This window comes from Pseudonocardia sp. DxW (assembly GCF_058448985.1).
On record NZ_JBZFLK010000017.1, the window covers coordinates 132,532 to 149,430 of the forward strand.

13 protein-coding genes are annotated in these 16,899 nt (G+C 76.3%); 6 read left to right on the forward strand and 7 right to left on the reverse strand.

Annotated elements, in window-relative coordinates:
* Positions 1-147: 147 nt before the first annotated feature.
* Positions 148-1,116 (forward strand): 2,3-diaminopropionate biosynthesis protein SbnA, encoded by a 969-nt coding sequence (gene sbnA / locus ACVJO7_RS24605; protein WP_344021737.1) that lies wholly within the window; start codon positions 148-150, stop codon positions 1,114-1,116.
* A 46-nt stretch (positions 1,117-1,162) separates the two neighbouring features.
* Here sbnA and ACVJO7_RS24610 read toward each other — a convergent pair whose 3' ends face one another.
* Genes ACVJO7_RS24610 through ACVJO7_RS24625 form a run of 4 tightly spaced genes read right to left on the reverse strand, consistent with a single transcriptional unit; the run spans position 1,163 to position 7,100 of the window.
* A complete protein-coding gene (locus ACVJO7_RS24610; protein ID WP_491674840.1) occupies positions 1,163-4,309 on the reverse strand; it encodes an ATP-binding protein in 3,147 nt (1,048 codons plus the stop codon).
* The gene (locus ACVJO7_RS24615) at positions 4,306-5,781 is read right to left on the reverse strand and encodes a sensor histidine kinase (RefSeq protein WP_491674841.1); all 1,476 of its coding nucleotides are present in this window, start codon (positions 5,779-5,781) and stop codon (positions 4,306-4,308) included. The genes ACVJO7_RS24610 and ACVJO7_RS24615 overlap by 4 nt, the downstream gene beginning before the upstream one ends.
* A gap of 54 nt (positions 5,782-5,835) precedes the next feature.
* A complete protein-coding gene (locus tag ACVJO7_RS24620; RefSeq protein ID WP_344024707.1) occupies positions 5,836-6,501 on the reverse strand; it encodes a LuxR C-terminal-related transcriptional regulator in 666 nt (221 codons plus the stop codon).
* Positions 6,492-7,100 carry a histidine kinase gene (locus ACVJO7_RS24625; RefSeq protein ID WP_491674842.1) on the reverse strand — a complete coding sequence of 203 codons (609 nt, stop codon included), beginning with the start codon at positions 7,098-7,100 and terminating at the stop codon, positions 6,492-6,494. The genes ACVJO7_RS24620 and ACVJO7_RS24625 overlap by 10 nt, the downstream gene beginning before the upstream one ends.
* 185 nt (positions 7,101-7,285) lie before the next feature.
* Between ACVJO7_RS24625 and ACVJO7_RS24630 the strand changes: the two genes are divergently transcribed.
* Positions 7,286-10,117: an Hsp70 family protein gene (locus ACVJO7_RS24630; protein WP_491674843.1), complete on the forward strand. Its 2,832-nt coding sequence runs from the start codon at positions 7,286-7,288 to the stop codon at positions 10,115-10,117.
* 21 nt (positions 10,118-10,138) lie between these two features.
* Here ACVJO7_RS24630 and ACVJO7_RS24635 read toward each other — a convergent pair whose 3' ends face one another.
* The 3 genes from ACVJO7_RS24635 to ACVJO7_RS24645 form a co-directional block, all read right to left on the reverse strand.
* Positions 10,139-10,465 carry a MoaD/ThiS family protein gene (locus tag ACVJO7_RS24635; RefSeq protein WP_491674844.1) on the reverse strand — a complete coding sequence of 109 codons (327 nt, stop codon included), beginning with the start codon at positions 10,463-10,465 and terminating at the stop codon, positions 10,139-10,141.
* 5 nt (positions 10,466-10,470) lie between these two features.
* Complete coding sequence (moaA, locus tag ACVJO7_RS24640; protein ID WP_491674845.1) at positions 10,471-11,571, reverse strand: GTP 3',8-cyclase MoaA; 1,101 nt, start codon at positions 11,569-11,571, stop codon at positions 10,471-10,473.
* A 190-nt stretch (positions 11,572-11,761) separates the two neighbouring features.
* Complete coding sequence (locus tag ACVJO7_RS24645) at positions 11,762-12,979, reverse strand: acyl-CoA dehydrogenase family protein (protein WP_344026881.1); 1,218 nt, start codon at positions 12,977-12,979, stop codon at positions 11,762-11,764.
* A gap of 106 nt (positions 12,980-13,085) precedes the next feature.
* Between ACVJO7_RS24645 and ACVJO7_RS24650 the strand changes: the two genes are divergently transcribed.
* From ACVJO7_RS24650 to ACVJO7_RS24665, 4 genes are all read left to right on the forward strand, one after another.
* Positions 13,086-13,490 carry a TOBE domain-containing protein gene (locus tag ACVJO7_RS24650; RefSeq protein WP_358485104.1) on the forward strand — a complete coding sequence of 135 codons (405 nt, stop codon included), beginning with the start codon at positions 13,086-13,088 and terminating at the stop codon, positions 13,488-13,490.
* Between the two features lie 71 nt (positions 13,491-13,561).
* On the forward strand, positions 13,562-14,335 hold the full coding sequence (locus ACVJO7_RS24655) for an ABC transporter permease (RefSeq protein ID WP_344027144.1): 774 nt from the start codon (positions 13,562-13,564) through the stop codon (positions 14,333-14,335).
* The gene (locus tag ACVJO7_RS24660) at positions 14,332-15,423 is read left to right on the forward strand and encodes a sulfate/molybdate ABC transporter ATP-binding protein (RefSeq protein ID WP_491674846.1); all 1,092 of its coding nucleotides are present in this window, start codon (positions 14,332-14,334) and stop codon (positions 15,421-15,423) included. Before ACVJO7_RS24655 ends, ACVJO7_RS24660 begins: the two co-directional genes overlap by 4 nt.
* A gap of 149 nt (positions 15,424-15,572) precedes the next feature.
* Positions 15,573-16,811: a S8 family peptidase gene (locus tag ACVJO7_RS24665; RefSeq protein WP_491674847.1), complete on the forward strand. Its 1,239-nt coding sequence runs from the start codon at positions 15,573-15,575 to the stop codon at positions 16,809-16,811.
* Positions 16,812-16,899 lie beyond the last annotated feature (88 nt).

Sequence of the window (16,899 nt, forward strand, 5' to 3'; positions counted from 1 at the left end):
CGATGTCGGCGGGGTGGGCCCCCTGGGGTTGTCCCCACCCCGCTCCGGGGGCGGCCACCGCGGGTCGGGGTGTGCACACGATCGAGCGGCGCGCGCCGCGGCGGGACTGTGGTGACCGGTCCCGACGAGCGGAACGAGGCGATCACGATGACGATCATCACCGGCCCCCAGCAGTTCAACCAGGACGACCTCTACGTCGACCTGCGGTCGCTGGTCGACGTCCCGCTCCACCTCAAGTGCGAGGGCTTCAACTTCGCCGGCTCGGTCAAGCTGAAGGCCGCCTCGGCGATGGTCGAGGCCGCCGAGCGGGACGGGATCCTGCGGCCCGGCTCGGCGCTGGTCGAGTCGTCGTCCGGGAACCTCGGGGTGGCCCTGAGCATGATCGCCGCGAACCGCGGCTACCGGTTCGTCTGCGTCACCGACAACCGCTGCAACCTCGCCACCCGGCGGCTGATGGAGTCGCTGGGCACCGAGGTGCACGTGATCACCGAGCCGGACCCGGAGCACGGCCTGCTCGGCGCCCGGATGAACCACGTCCGCGCGCTGTGCGCCTCCGACGACCGGTTCGTGTGGCTCAACCAGTACGCGAACCCGAACGCCTGGCGCGCCCACCACGCCACCACCGCCCCGGCGATCGCCGCCGAGTTCCCCGAGCTGGACGTGCTGTTCGTCGGTGCGGGCACCTGCGGCACCCTGATGGGCTGCGCCCGGTTCTTCCGCGCGTGGCACCGGCCGGTGCGGATCGTCGCGGTGGACAGCGTCGGGTCGGTCACCTTCGGCGGCCCGGCCGCCCGCCGGATGATCCCCGGGCTCGGCAGCGGCGTCCGGCCGGCCCAGCTCGACGAGTCCCTGGTCGACGACGTGGTGCTGGTCGAGGAGCGGGACACCGTGCGCACCTGCCACGCGCTGGCCCGCACCGGGTTCCTGTTCGGCGGATCGACCGGCACCGTCGTCAGCGGGGCCGCCGCCTGGCTGGACGTGCACGGCACCCCCGGCACCACCGCCGTCGCGCTGGCCCCGGACCTGGGCGAGCGCTACCTGGACACCATCTACCAGCAGCACTGGGTCGAGGACCTCTACGGCGAGGACGTCCTGCGCCCGGTCGCCGTGGCCTGACGGCGACCGCTGCCGCCCCGCCCCGGTCGGCCCGGCGGGTCGCCGCTCACCCGCCGGGCGTGAGGATCCGCTCGCAGACCCGGACCACCACCAGCGCGACGTCCCGGACGGTGCCGGTGGACGCCGGATGCGCCGCCCGGCGCTGCCAGCGCAGCAGCTCCTCGGCCGCGGCCCGGCCGATCGCGTCCGCGTCCGCGTCGGCGGGCAGCCCGAGCCGGTCCCGCGGGTCCGTCCCGTGCCCGCCCAGCATCCGTTCCGCGGCCTCGCGGACCCGGCCGGGGAGCACCGCGCCGCCGTCCCGCAGGATCTCGGTCAGCTCCACCTCGACCAGCTCGTGCGCCCCGGCGCGGAGCTGCTCGATCCGGTAGCGCAGGTCCTCGGTCCGGTCCCGGGGGGCCTGTGCGACCGCGTCCTCGAGGGCCCGCAGCGCCGTCCGCGCGGCGTGCACGTCGGCCCGGTCCGGTGTGTCCCGGTTCGCCCTGTCCCGGCTCGCACCGCCGTGGGCCGCACGGTCGTGGTCCGTCCCGCCGTGGCCCGCCCTGTCGTGGTCCGCCCTGTCCCGGCTCGCGCTGCCGTGGTCCGTGCTGTGGTGGTCCGTGCTGCTGTGGTCCGCCCCGCCGCCTGCTGTGCCGTCGGTGCCCGTGGTGCCGGTGTGCCCGTCGCCCGCCGCGGTGGCGAGCCGCTCGGCCGCGGCCCGCACCGGTCCCGGGTCGGGGAGCACCGCCTCCGCCGCCCGCAGCAGCTCCAGCACCCGGCCGACCAGCCCGCCGTCGGTGGATCCGGCGGGCTGCCCGTTTCCCGGCCCGGTGTGCGTCCGGTCGGCCCCGGCCCGGTCCGCCCCGGCCGGCGGCGGGTGCGGTCCGGCCCCGGTCGCCGGGCCGGACGCCGTGTCCGCCGCCCCCGGATCCACCCCGGCCCGCACCCCGGGCTGCTCCCGCTCCGTTGCCGGCGCCCCGGCCGCCCCGGCCGCCCCGGCCGCCCCGGCCGCCCCGGCCGCCCCGGCCGCCCCGGCCGCCCCGGCCGCCCCGGCCGCCCCGGTCGCCCCGGTCCCGCCCGGCACCGGCAGCGACCACATCACCGTCGTCCCGGATCCCGGGGTCGAGCGCACCGCGACCGTCCCGCCGACCGCGAGCAGCCGGGTGGTCAGGTTCCGCAATCCACGCCCCGGCGCCCCGGCGAGCGCCGCCGAGGGCCCCGGCTCGAAGCCGGGGCCCTCGTCGCGGACCGCCATCCGCAGCATCCCGCCGCTCTCCTCGACGTCGACCCGCACCGCCGCCCCGGGCGCGTGCTTGCGGGCGTTGCCGACCGCCTCCAGGCAGCAGAAGTACGCGGTGTCGCCGATGTCGCCGGGATAGCGCCGGTCGGCGGGCACCCCGTCGTGCACGACGACGACCGGGGGATCGCCCCCGGACAGTGCGTCCCGCAGCGCGGTGACCAGGCCCTGCTCGGCCCGGATCCCGGCGGACACGCCGCCCGCGGTCTCGGCGAGCACCGCCTCGGCGGCGTCGACCCGTTCCAGCAGCATGTCCAGCCGCTGCACGGCCTGTTCGGTACGACCGGCGCCCGCCTCGTGCTCGACCAGCCCGAGCGCCAGGCCGAGGGTGACGAGATGGTGCTGGGCGCCGTCGTGCAGGTCCCGCTCGATCCGGCGGCGTTCCCGGTCCATCGCGGCGACCGCGTCCCGGCGGGCGGCCGCGATCCGTTCGCCGTGCGCGACCGCCGCCCGCAGCTGCCGCTCCAGCTCGATCGCGGACCGGCTGGCCTGCAGCACGACGGCCAGGCTGTCCGCGACGTCGGCGAGCAGCCGGTTGCGGTCGGTGCGCAGGCCCTCCACCGCCGCCCGGTCCACCGCGACCTCGCCGAGGTCGTCGTCGCCGTGCCGGACCGGTACCCGCACCAGCGCGTCCGGGTCGGTGGGCGGGCGGGCCCCGGCCGCGGTCCAGGCGTAGGTGCGGTCCCGCAGCCCCGGCCGGTGCACGGTCAGCCGGCACACCGACGCGCCCAGGCCGCGGCCCACCGCCTCGGTCGCCCGGGCCAGGTCGGGGGAGCCGTCGCCGCCGTCGCGGGACAGCGCCGCGATCCCGGCCAGCCCGCTGTACGGCGTCGGCCGCCTGCCGTAGAGGTACCGGTCGACGGCGTCCTCCACCCGGGCGCGCAGCGGGAGCAGCACCGCGGCGACCGGCAGCGCCGCGGCCACGGCGGTCCAGCCGGTGCCCGATCCCGGCCCGGCGGCGGCCAGGCCGGCCTGCAGGACCGCCACCGCGCCGCCGGTGGTCGCCGCGACCAGCGCGACGACGATCCCCCGGCTCAGCAGCGGTCGGTGGCGGGTGCCGGTGACCGCCACCAGCATCGCGGGCGCGACCGCGGCGGAGGCGATCCGGGCGAACCAGAACAGCAGCGCGGCCGGCGCGTCCTGCGGTGCGGCGCCGGGAGCGACCGGGACGTCGACGGTCAGGCCGGGCGCGCCCAGCACGACCAGCGCCACCGTCACGGCGAGCAACACCGCGACGGTCACCAGGATCGCGAGCAGGGTGCAGGAGACCAGCCGCGACCGGGTGCGGTCGCCGACCGGGCCGCGGCCGCCGTCGCGCAGCACGACCAGCCCGAGCACCGGCACCAGCAGGCCGGACAGCAGCACGCAGCCGGCGACCGGGCCGGCGGTCACGGTCACGGTCCCGCAGAGCAGCAGCACGACGGCGGCGGTGCCGAGCGACAGCGGATCCCGCCACCGGCCGGCGAACGCGGGCAGCGCCGCCACCGCGCAGGCGCAGGCGAGGACCGGCAGCGCGACCAGCAGCAGCGTGCCGATCCGGACCCCGGCGACCGCGTCCAGCAGCACGGCCGCGGTGCGCGCCTGCAGGTTGAACCCGGCGGCCGCGCCGATCGTCGCGAGCACCGACAGCCGCAGCGCCCACTGCCGGGCGCCGGAACCGAGCAGCAGCCCGGCGACGGCCAGGTTCAGCGCGCTGCACGCGTAGTCCGGCACGACCTGCGCGAGCGGCGCGCCGGCGGATGCGGCGGTGAACAGCCCGCCCGCCCGGTCGCCGGCCGGGAGCAGGCCGGCGGCGCCGGGCAGGTACCCGACGACCGCGGCGGCCGACCCGAGCAGCAGCCAGCCGACGGCGCACACCGACCCGACGACGACGGCGGCGGCGAACCCGGCCGTCCCGGCCCGGGACGGGGCCGCGGTCACCACGGCGTCCCCCGGCCGGACACCCGGCCTGACGCCCGGTCGGGCGCCCAGCCGGACGCCTGGCCGGACACCTGGTCGGACACCTGGTCGGACACCTGGTCGGACACCCGGTCGGACGCCTGGCCGGACGCCCAGCCGGACACCTGGCCGGACGCCTGGTCGGACGTCACCGCCGGGGGGACGCCCAGCGGATCGAGCCGGTCCGGCAGCCGGGCCCGCAGCAGCACCCCGCCGCCGTCGCGCGGATCGAGCCGCAGCTCACCGCCCAGCGCGGCGAGCCGCTCGACGTCGACGGCCAGCGCCTCCCGCAGCCGCTCCGCGCCGGACCGCGGATCCGGGTCCTCGACCCGGGCCAGCAACCGGCCGCGCTCGTGCCGCAGCAGCACCCGCAGGTCCGGGCCGCCGTCACCGGTGGCCAGGTGCTGCACCGCGGACGCCACCAGCCAGTACAGCCCGGACTCGATCTCCCAGTCGAACCTGCGGTCCGGCTCCGCGTCCAGCAGCACCCGCCGGGGCAGGTCGGCCACCAGTTCCTCGAGCGCCGCCGCCGGGCCCTGGTCGCGCAGCACCGCGGGATGCACGCCACGGGCGATCACCCGGACCCGGTCCAGCAGCTCGTCGAGCAGCTCCCGGACCCGGCGCAGCGCCTCCGGCACCTCCCCGGCGGCCGGGCCGTCGCCGGTGAGCCCCGACCTGGCCCGGCCCAGCTCGTCGCGCAGGGCGGCCAGCCGGCCGGTCGTGGCGTGCCCGAGCTCGGCGACCAGCCGGCGGCGCTCCACGTCGCGGGCCCGGTTCAGCCGCTCCCGGGACCGCTGCACCTCGTCGGCGAGCTCGTCGGCGCGGCGCACCCGCTCCTCCAGCTCGGTGCCGCGGGCCAGCTCGCGCAGCAGTGCACCGGCACCGTTCGCGACGTCGCGCAGCAGCTGCCGGTCGGCCGCGGTGACCGGCAGCGGGTCCTTGCCGATCGCCAGCGCCGCGCGCAGCGCGTCGCCGTCGAGCACCGGCACCACGTGGTCGGTGTCCGGCCGGGTGAGCAGCGCGGCCAGGCCCGGTTCGGTCACCGGCTCGGCGGTCCCGGCCGGCGGGTGCGCCGCCGCGGCGACCAGCCGGTCCCCGACGACCAGCCACAGCGCGGCGTGCCGCGCGCCGGTGCCGTCGGCGACGACCTGCACCAGCCCGGGGAGCGCCTCGGCGAGGCTGCCGGCCCGGACCCGGGCCGCCGCGGTGGCGAGCGCGGAGTACGGGCTGCCGGGCAGCTGCGGGTTCCACCGTCGCAGCCACCGGTCCAGTCGGGGCAGCACCGTCCCGGCGGCCGCGGTGACCAGCGCGGCGGTCGCGAACGGCAGCAGCAGTCCGGCGGGCGAGTCGCCGAGTACCGGGCCGAGCAGCCCGAGCGGCACCGCGAACGCGGCCAGCACCGCGACGACGGCGAGCAGCGTCCGCAGACCGCGCACCAGGAACGTCCGGTCCATCCGCAACCACCCACCCCGCCCGCCCGGATCGCGCGGCGCAACGCTAGTGCCTCGTCAGCCGGTGTCGTCCTGCGAACGGAGGTAGGTGAGCACGGCGAGCACCCGCCGGTGCTGCTCGGAGGACTCGCCGTGCAGCCCGAGCTTGGCGAAGATGTTCGCGATGTGCTTCTCGACGGCCTTCGGCGTGACGTAGAGCTGCCCGGCGATCCCGGTGTTGGACCGGCCCTCCGCCATCAGCTTCAGCACGTCCAGCTCCCGCTCGGTGAGCGCGGCGAGCGCGTCGCGGCGGTCCCCGCGCGGGCGTTCCACCAGCCGTTTCGCCAGCACCGGCTCGATCACGATTTCGCCGTCCCGGATCCGGGTGAGGGTGTCGGTGAGCACCTCGACGCTGCCCACCTTCTCCTTGAGCCGGTAGCCGATCGCGTCGGTGCCGATGTCCAGGATCCGCATCAGGTAGTGCGACTCGGCGTAGTGCGACAGGAACAGCAGCCCCATCTTCGGGTGCAGTGCCCGCAGCCGCTCCGCGGTGACCAGCCCGCCGTCCGGCTCCGGCGGCATCCGGATGTCGAGCACCGCGACGTCGGCGGTGTCCCGGCCGAGCAGCGCGACGAGCTCGTCGCCGTCCGCGGCGCAGCCGACGACCTCGTGACCGGCCGCCTGCAGCAGCATCAGCAGGCCCTCCCGGAACAGCGCGCCGTCCTCGGCGAGCGCTACACGCACGGGAACCTCGCGATGATCGTGGTGGACCCGGGGGTGGACCCGGGGACGACGTCGGCGCTGCCGCCGAGCGGCCGGGCGAACTCCGCGAAGTGGGCGACCGCCCGCGGCCCGGCGCCCTCGGTGCGCAGCAGCAGGTCGGTGCCGTCGGCCCGGGCGGACACCGCGACCGGCCCGCCGTCCCCGGCCGGGCCGGTCAGGCAGGCGAGCAGCGCGAAGTACGCCGCGCCCTCCGCCGCCGCCCCGAACCGCCGGTCCGGGACGTCGACGGTGACCGTCCGGTCCAGCCGGCCGGACAGCTCGTGCAGCGCCGGGCCGAGCCCCGCCTCGTCGAGCAGCGGCGGGTAGAGCTCGGCGGCGACCTCGCGCAGCTCCTGGAGCACCACGTGCAGCTCCTCCTGCAGGACGTCGATCTCGCGGTCCAGCTCGACCTCCCCGGCGGGCAGCCGGTGCCGGAACAGGCCGAGCTGCAGGGTGAGCGCCGAGATCCGCAGCGCCGCGCCGTCGTGCAGCCTGCGTTCGAGCTTGCGGCGCCGGGACCACTGACCGCGGCCGGACGCGGGGTCGTCCACGGCGGCACCGGGCGCGGGATCGACCGTCATCGGTCGATCGTCCCGGCCCCGGGGCCGCCGGGGAAGCGTGCCCACCCCACCCCCGGGTAGGGCCTGCACCCTTGCGTTCCGACACGTGTCGGTGTGTAACGCGCGGGCGGGTTGCGCGAGTACCGGGCTGGTCCGTCAGCGCCGGTGCACGGGTGCCCGCGGGGGCCGGGACAGGAGGCGCGACCGTGAGCTACAGCCTGGGTGTCGATCTCGGGACGACGTTCGTCGCTGCGGCGGTCGCGCACGACTCGCAGGTCGAGATGTTCACCCTCGGTGACCGGAGCGTGGTGTCCCCGTCGGCGGTGTACGTCCGCGAGGACGGCACGATGATCACCGGCGACGCCGCGGTGCGGCAGGCGGTGGCCAAGCCCGACCGGGTCGGCCGCGAGTTCAAGCGCCGGCTCGGCGATCCGATCCCGGTGATCCTCGGCGGGGTCGCCCACTCGGTGACGAACCTGCTCGGCGCGGTGCTACGGGACGTCGTCGCGGTGGTCCGGGAGACCGAGGGCGTGCCCCCGGCGAGCATCGTGCTGACCCACCCGGCCAACTGGGGCCCGTTCCGGCGCGAGCTGTTCGAGGAGGTCCCCGAGCTCGCCGGGCTCACCGGCGCCGACGCGGTCCCGCTACGCACCGTCACCGAACCGGAGGGTGCCGCCGCGCACTACGCCGCGTCCCGGCGGCTCGCCGAGGGCGACGTCGTCGCCGTCTACGACCTGGGCGGCGGCACCTTCGACGCGACCGTCCTGCGCAAGCAGGGCGACGGCATCGAGATCCTGGGCACGCCGGAGGGGATCGAGCGGCTCGGCGGGGTCGACTTCGACGAGGCGATCCTGGCGCACGTCAACTTCCAGGCCGGCGGCGCGCTGACCGAGCTCGACATGGGCGACCTGCAGACCTCGGTCGCGATGGCCCGGCTGCGCCAGGACTGCGTGCTGGCCAAGGAGGCGCTGTCGATCGACAGCGAGACCACCATCCCGGTGTTCCTCCCGCACCGGCACTTCGAGGTGCGCCTCACCGCCGACGAGTTCGAGAGCATGATCCGCGCGCAGATCGAGTCGACGATCGGCGCGCTGACCCGGACCCTGCGGTCCGCGCACGTCGCGCCGGACGAGCTGTCCGCGGTGCTGCTGGTCGGCGGCTCGTCCCGGATCCCACTGGTCGGGCGGATGCTGTCGGAGTCGCTGGGCAGGCCGATCGTGGTCGACACGCACCCGAAATACGCCGTGGCGCTGGGTGCCGCCGAGCTGGCCCGCGCCGACCGGGACACCGGGGCGGCCGGGTCTACGGGGGCCGCCGGGGCTGCCGGGGCGTTCGGCGCTGCCGCGGCGGCCGCGGGCGGGATCCCGCGGCCGGGTGCCGGCAGCGGCGCCCCGGCGGCCGGCCCGCCGCGTCCGGCCGGCACCACGGCGGACTCCGCGGACGGGATCCCGCGCCCCGGCGGCCCGACCGGACCGGGCCCCACCGACCCGTCCGCCGCCGCCGCACACCGGGCCGGGCCGGGCGGGGGAGCACCGGCGACCGGCCGGCCGGATGGCGGGACACCGGGCGGCCTGCCCCGCCCGGGCGACGCGGCCCCGGGCGGCCTGCCCCGGCCCGGTGACGCGGCTGCGGGCGGCCCGCCCTGGTCCGCCGACGCGGCCGCGGGCGGCACGACCCGTCCGGGCGGCGCGGGCCCGGGCGGCCCGCCGCGCCCGGGCGACGGTGCGGCCGCCCCGGCCGGTACGCCCCGCCCCGGTGACGGTGCCGCCGCGGGCGACCCGCACCGGCCCGGCGCGGCGGCGGTGCCGCCGGCCGGATTCCCGTGGCCCCCCGGGCCCGGCCAGGGAGCGGCGGGCAACGGCGCGCCGCCGCCCACCCGGCCCGGCCACCCGGACGCGGCCGGCGGGGACGGCCCGCTCCCGCCGGCCGGCACCGGCACCGGCACCGGCACAGAGCCGGTACCGCCCGTCCGGAACCGGCGGCGGCTGCTCGCCGTCGCCGGTGTCGCGACGCTGGTGCTGCTGGCGGGCGTCGTCTTCTTCGGCACCGGCGGCTACGGCCTGCTGGTCCGGGAGAGCGAGGCGATCACCCCGGTGCCGCCGCAGTTCACCGGCACCACGGCGGCCGCCCTCCCGATCCCGACCATCGGCGAGACGATCCCGGCCGGGCAGACGTCGGGATTCGTCGCCGTGTCGCCGAACGGCAGGCTCGCCTACGTGGCGAACCGGGCCGCCGGGGTGGTGACCGTGCTGGACACCGCGGTGGACCGGGTCGTCGCGACGATCGAGGTCCCGGCCGGCCCGCCGCAGTACATCGCGTTCGCGCCGGACGGGCAGCACGTCTACGTCAGCGTGTTCGACGAGGCCCGCACGATCGCGGCGGTCGCCGTGCTGGACACCGGGACGAACTCGGTGGTCGCGACCGTCCCGGTGCGGACCCGCCCGTACGCGCTGGTCGTGACGCCGGACGCGAAGCGGGTCTACGTCCCCAACCACGACTCGGGGACCGTCTCGGTGATCGACACCGCGACGAACGAGGTGGAGTCGGAGATCACGGTCGCGCCGAACCCGCACTGGGTGGCGCTGTCCGCCGACGGGAGCCGGGCCTACACCGCCAACCACGAGTCGAACCTGATCAGCGTGCTGGACACGGCGACGAACGAGGTGATCGCGGAGGTCCCGGTCGGGATCAGCCCGCACAGCATCGCGGTGAACCCGGCCCGCCCGCTGGTGGCCAACGTCAACTACGACTCGGCCTCGGTGTCGATCACCGACACCGACACGAACACTGTGGTCGCGACCGTCCCGGTCGGCCGGAACCCGCAGGCCATCGCCTGGTCGCCGGACGGCCGGTTCGCCTACACCGCGAACGTCGAGGACGACACGGTCTCGGTGATCAGCGCCGACGCGAACGTGGTGACGGCGACGATCCCGGTCGGGGACGCCCCGACGAGTGTTGCGGTGCTGCCGTCGGGCGAGCGGGCCTACGTCAGCAACCTCAAGAGCGGGACCCTGACGGTGCTCGACATCGGCCGCTGAGTCCCGGCCGGCCGGCCCCGGTCAGCCGCCGGCGAACGGCGGCAGCACGTCCAGCACCGAGGCGTCGCGCAGGACGGTGGAGCGGTCGCGCACCGCGTACTCGTCGAGCAGGAAGCTGCAGCGGTCGAGCACGGTGCCGAGCTCCGGCCCGTGCGCCGACCGCAGCAGGGCGACGGCGTCGGCGACGGTCGCGTCCGGCGGGAGCGTGACGGTCTCCTCCGCGGTGCCCGCGGCGGCCTTGGCGGCGGCGAAGTAGCGCACGGTCAGCGTGCGGTGCGCCGCGGTGCCGTCGTCGTGGCTGCCGGTGCCGGTGCGGCCGGTGGTGCAGCTGTCGATGCCGGTGGTCATGCCGGTCATCCTCCGATCGAGCTCATCGGACGGGTGGGCTGCAGGAAGCCGGGATCGTCGATGCCGTGCCCCGCCTTCTTGCCCCACATGGCGTACCGCCAGGTGTCGGCGATCTCGGCGTCGGTCGCGCCGCCGCGCAGCATCGCCCGCAGGTCGGTCTCGCCGGTGGCGAACAGGCAGGTGCGGATCTGCCCGTCGGCGGTGAGCCGGGTGCGGTCGCAGGCACCGCAGAACGGCCGGGTCACCGAGGCGATCACGCCGACCGTCGGCGCGGTGTCCGGCGTGCCGGGGGTGCGCAGCGGTGCTCCGTCGCGCCGGCCCAGCACCTCGAACTTCTCGGCCGGGGCGCCGCCGCGGTCCTCGCCGGACTCCCGGAGCACGAACCGCTCCTCCAGCCGCGCCAGGATCTCCTCGGCGGTGATCATCTCGGAGCGCCGCCAGCCGTGCTGCGCGTCGAGCGGCATCTGCTCGATGAACCGCAGCTGGTAGCCGTGGGCCAGGGCGAACTCCAGCAGATCGGCGGCCTCGTCGTCGTTGACCCCGCGGAGCAGTACCGCGTTGATCTTCACCGGGCGCAGCCCGGCGGCGTGCGCGGCGGCCAGCCCGTCGAGTACGTCCTGCAGCCGGTCCCGCCGGGTGATCTCGGCGAACCGCTCGGGGCGCAGGGTGTCCATCGAGACGTTGAGCCGGTTCACCCCGGCGGCGGCCAGGGCCCCGGCGCGCCGGGCCAGGCCGATGCCGTTGGTGGTCAGCGAGATGTCCGGCCGGGGGTGCAGCGCCGACGCCGCGGACAGCACGTTCTCCAGGCCCTTGCGCAGCATCGGCTCGCCGCCGGTGAACCGCAGCTCCTCGATGCCGAGCTCGTGCACGGCGACCGCGATGAGCCGGTTGAGCTCGTCGTCGGTGAGCTGCTCGTCGCGCGGCATCCAGTCCAGGCCCTCGGCGGGCATGCAGTAGGTGCAGCGCAGGTTGCAGCGGTCGGTGAGCGAGATCCGCAGGTCCGTCGCGACCCGGCCGAACCCGTCGATGAGACGGGTGTCGGCGGGGCGGGACGGGTCCCGGGACGGGCCGCCGCGCAGCGTCGGCAGGCCGAGCTGGGTGGTCATGGGCCCGAGGCTAGCCCCCGTCGCGCCGACCGGCACAGCGCGGATTTCCGCAGCTCAACGCGGTGATCCGCAGCAGCGGGAGCGGTCCGGTGCGGCTCGTCGCAGGTGCGGAACTAGTCGCCCTGTACCTAGTCAAAAGGATAGGTACAACGCGACTACTCCGGCCGGGACCGCTCGTCCGGTGAGCGCCTCAGGAGTGCGCGGCGAGCTCCTGCCGCGCGACCGAGCGGATGTGCACCTCGTCCGGGCCGTCGGCGAACCGCAGCGCCCGCGCCCAGGCGTAGAAGTAGGCGAGCGGGAAGTCGTCGCTCATCGCGCCGCCGCCGTGCACCTGCATCGCCCGGTCGATCACCGCGCAGGCCGTCCGCGGCACCACGACCTTGATCGCGGCGATCTCGGTGCGCGCGCCCTTGGCGCCGTGCTCGTCGATCAGCCAGGCCGTCTTGAGGGTCAGCAGCCGGGCCTGCTCGATCTCCATCCGGGACAGCGCGATCTGCTCGCGCACGACGCCCTGGTCGGCCAGCGGCCGCCCGAACGCGACCCGCGCCTGTGCCCGCTGCACCATCAGCGACAGGGCCCGCTCGGCCATCCCGATCAGCCGCATGCAGTGGTGGATCCGGCCGGGGCCGAGCCGGGCCTGGGCGATGGCGAACCCGCCGCCCTCCTCGCCCAGGATGTTCGACGCCGGCACCCGCACGCCGTCGAGCACCAGCTCGGAGTGGCCGTGCTGGTCCTGGTAGCCGAACGTCGGCAGGTGCCGCACGATCTGCAGGCCCGGGGTGTCCCGCGGGACCAGGATCATCGACTGCCTGCGGTGCGGCGAGACGGACCCGTCGGAGTCCGGGGAGGTCTTGCCCATCACGATGAAGATCCGGCAGCGCTCGTCGGCGGCGCCGGAGATCCACCACTTCCGGCCGTCGATCACGTAGTCGTCGCCGTCGCGCCGGATCCTGGTCTCGATGTTGGTCGCGTCCGAGGAGGCCACGTCCGGCTCGGTCATCGCGAACGCCGACCGGATCTCGCCGGCCAGCAGCGGCTCCAGCCACTCCTGCTTCTGCGCCTCGGTGCCGAACAGGTGCAGGGTCTCCATGTTGCCGGTGTCCGGGGCCTGGCAGTTGATCGCCTCCGGCGCGATCACCGGCGACCAGCCCGACACCTCGGCGACCGGCGCGTACTCCAGGTTCGACAGTCCCGACAGCGAGGGCAGGAACAGGTTCCACAGGCCGCGCCCGCGCGCCTCCTCCTTGAGAGACTCCACCACCGGCGGCAGGTCCCACTCCTGCGGCGTGCCCCGCCGCTGTGCGCGGAACGCGTCGTACTCGGCCTCCGCGGGCAGCACCCGCTCGTCGAGGAAGGCGCGCATCCGCGCGGTGTAGTCGGTCGCCGCTGCACTGGGTGCGAAGTCCACGGCGCGATCAGAACACACCGGCGCGGCCGGGGCGCGCACACGCCCGGCGGGAGTTGCGTGACATCCGCCGTGGCACCGCCGCAGGCGCGACCTTAGTATCCACGACGTGCCGCACTTCAGGATCTCCGAGGCCGCCCGCCTGCTCGGCGTCAGCGACGACACCGTCCGCCGCTGGGTGGACGCGGGGACGCTGCCGGTGCAGGCCGACGCGTCCAACCGCAAGGTCATCGACGGTGCGGCGCTCGCCGAGTTCGCGCGCGAGCACGCCTCCGCGCCGCCGGACCCCTCGGTCGTCCAGCGGTCCGCCCGCAACCGGATGGTCGGCCTCGTCACCTCGGTCATCGCGGACACCGTGATGGCCCAGGTGGAGATGCAGTGCGGCCCGCACCGGGTGGTCTCCCTGATGAGCAGCGAGGCCGCCCGCGACCTCGGGCTGGAGCCCGGCGCGCTCGCCGTGGCGGTGATCAAGTCCACCAACGTCGTCGTGGAGACGCCGGGCGGCGCTCTGTGACCACGACCGCTCCCGCTCGCCGGGAGCGTGCGGCCGACCGGCACGGCACCGGCGTCGGGCTGCCGGTCTGGATGTGGATCCCGGCCGGGCTCGGCTTCCTGGTGATCGCGCTGCCGGTGTTCGGCCTGCTGTGGGAGGCCGACTGGGCGGCGATGCCGTCCCTGCTGACCAGCGACGCGGCGCTCTCGGCGCTGCGGCTGTCGCTGCTCACCGCAGGCGTCTCGACGACGCTGTGCCTGCTGCTGGGCGGTCCGCTCGCCGTGGTGCTGGCCCGCGGCCGGATCAACCGGCTGCCCCGGCTGATGCGTGCGGTCCGCTCGATCGTGCTGCTGCCGCTGGTGCTGCCGCCGGTCGTCGGCGGACTCGCCCTGCTGTTCCTGCTCGGCGCGAACGGCCTGGTCGGGCAGGGACTGGACGCCGCGTTCGGGATCTTCATCCCGTTCACCACGGTGGCGGTGATCCTGGCCCAGACGTTCGTGGCGATGCCGTTCCTGATCGTCTCGCTGGAGGGCGCGCTGCGGACGGCGGGGGAGCGCTACGAGGCGACGGCGGCGACCCTGGGCGCGTCCCCCGGGCTCGCCTTCCGCCGGGTGACGGTGCCGCTGGTGCTGCCCGGTCTGGCGTCCGGGCTGGTGCTCGCGTTCGCTCGCTGCATGGGCGAGTTCGGCGCCACGATCGCGTTCGCCGGGAGCCTGGAGGGCACCACCCGGACCCTGCCGCTGCTGGTCTACCTGCAGGGCGAGACCGACGTCGCGGGCGCGGTCGCGCTGTCGCTGCTGCTCGTCGTGGTGTCGCTGGTCGTGATCGTCGTCGGCCGCCCGCGCGGGATGGACGGCCGCGGATGAGCGGCGTCGAGCTGGCCGTCCGGCTGGAGCGCGACGGGTTCGCCCTCGAGCTGGAGCTCGCCGTCGCCGACGGGGAGGTGCTGGCCGTGCTCGGGCCGAACGGGGCCGGGAAGTCGACCCTGCTCGGCGTCCTGTCCGGGTTGCTGCGGCCCGACCACGGCCGGTTGACGGTCGGCGGCCGGACCCTGCTCGACACCCGGACCGGCGGGTTCGTCCCGCCGTACCGGCGCGGGGTGGGCCTGCTCGCCCAGGAGCCGCTGCTGTTCCCGCACCTGTCCGCGCTGGCGAACGTGGCGTTCGGCCCGCGGGCGCACGGGATGCCGCGGGCCGAGGCGGACGAGCGGGCCCGCGGGCTGCTGGCCGCGGTCGGCGTCGAGCAGCTCGCCGGCCGCCGCCCGGCGCAGCTGTCCGGCGGTCAGCAGCAGCGGGTCGCGCTGGCCAGGGCGCTGGCCCCGCGGCCGGGCCTGCTGCTGCTCGACGAGCCGCTCGCCGCGCTGGACGTCGACGCCACCCCGGCGATGCGCTCGCTGCTCCGCCGGGTGATCGCCGACGGCGGGCAGACCGCGCTGCTGGTCACCCACGATGCGCTGGACGCGCTGGTGCTGGCCGACCGGGTCGTCGTGCTGGAGGCCGGCCGGATCGTCGAGCAGGGCCCGGCCCGGGAGGTGCTGGCCCGCCCGCGCAGCGCGTTCTCGGCCCGGATCGCCGGTCTGGACCTGGTGCCCGGCACCGCGGACGGCGCCGGCCTGCGCACCGACGACGGCGTGGAGCTGCACGGGCACGCGGTCGAGGTCGCGATCGGCGAGCCTGCGGTCGCGGTGTTCCCGCCCACCGCGGTGTCGGTGCACGCCCGCCGGCCGGAGGGCAGCCCGCGCAACGTCTTCCGGGTCCGGGTGGCGGCGCTGGAGCCGCGCGGCGACACCGTGCGGCTGCGGGGGGGCGCCCCCGAGGGCGGGCCGGACTGGGTGGACGGGCTGGCCGCCGACGTCACCCCGGCCGCGGTCGCCGAGCTGGGGGTGGAGCCGGGGCACGAGCTGTGGTTCGCGGTGAAGGCCGCGGAGGTAGCGGTGCACGGGCGCCTGGGCTGATCCGGCGGCTACACATCCGTCACCCCACGAGTCACACGATTCACCCGGGCCACCATCGTGTCTCTCGCCCCACCGGCAACGCCCGCATATCGTCGCTTTCCGTGAGCCTCCACCGTTCCCGAGCCGCTGTCGCGGTCACAGCTGGTGCGATGACCGTCGCGCTCGGTGTTCTCCTCGCGCCGGTCGCGTCGGCGGCGCCGGACACCTCCGGCGCCGCGAACAGCGCCGTGAGCAGCAGCACCGGGAACAGCAGCACCGGCAACAGCACTGCCGGGAACGGCACTGCCGTCGGGGCGGTCACCGGGTACCTGGTGCAGACCGCCACGGCCGGCCAGACCCGGGCCGCGGTGGAGGCGGTCGGCGCGGAGCCGAGCGTCACCTTCGACACGGTGCTGCACGGGTTCGCCGCCCCGCTCGACCCGGCGCAGGCGGCCGAGCTGCGTGACCGGCCGGGCGTCGTCGGGGTCGAGGAGGACCGCACCGTCACCCCGCTGGACCCGCAGGCCGCCCACCAGGCCGCCCCGTTGGACCCGGACGACCCGGACGGCACCGCCACCGCCGAGCAGGCGCCCGGCAACTGGGGCCTCGACCGGATCGACCAGCCCGATCTGCCGCTGGACGGGCAGTACCGGCGCACCGCGTCCGGCGCCGGGGTGGACGTCTTCGTGCTCGACACCGGGGTGGACGCGCGGCATCCGGAGTTCGGCGGCCGGGCCCGGCTCGAGGTCAACACGATCGACGACCGCGACGAGGACTGCGACGGGCACGGCACCGTCGTCTCCGGCATCGCCGCGTCGAACAGCTACGGCGTGGCCCCCGGCGCGAACGTGCGCGGCGTGAAGGTGCTGGACTGCAACGGCACCGGCACGCTGTCGTCGCTGCTGGCCGGGCTGGACTGGGTGGTGCAGAACAAGCGCGGCCCGTCGGTCGCGGTCATGTCCTGGAGCTACGGCAGCTCGCCGATGCTGCGCCAGGCGGTGCAGCGGATGCTCGACGCCGGGGTGTTCGCCGCGTCGTCGGCCGGCAACACCGGCGGCGACGACTGCACCGCGCTGCCGCGGGCGGTGGACGGCGTGCTGGTGGTGGCGAACTCGACGATCGAGGACCGGCGGGCGTCGAACTCCTCGACCGGGCGCTGCGTGTCGCTCTACGCGCCGGGCACCCGGATCGTGGCGCCGGTGCCCGGCGGGGGCACCGCGTCCTACAGCGGGACGTCGATGGCCGCGCCGTTCGCGGCCGGCGTCGCGGCGCTGTACAAGCAGGCGCAGGGGGACCGGCCCAGCCCCGCCGTCAAGCAGTGGATCATCGACAACGCGGTCGGCGGCCGGATCGACGGCGGCTCCACCGGCAACACGCCGAACCGGCTGCTGCAGACCGGCGGCCTCTAATGGGTCTTGTCGGGCTTGGTTGTGCCAGGCTCGGCTCCGGTAGCGGCCAGCGGGTCAGCACTCCCTGCCTCCGAGCGTTGAGCTCGAG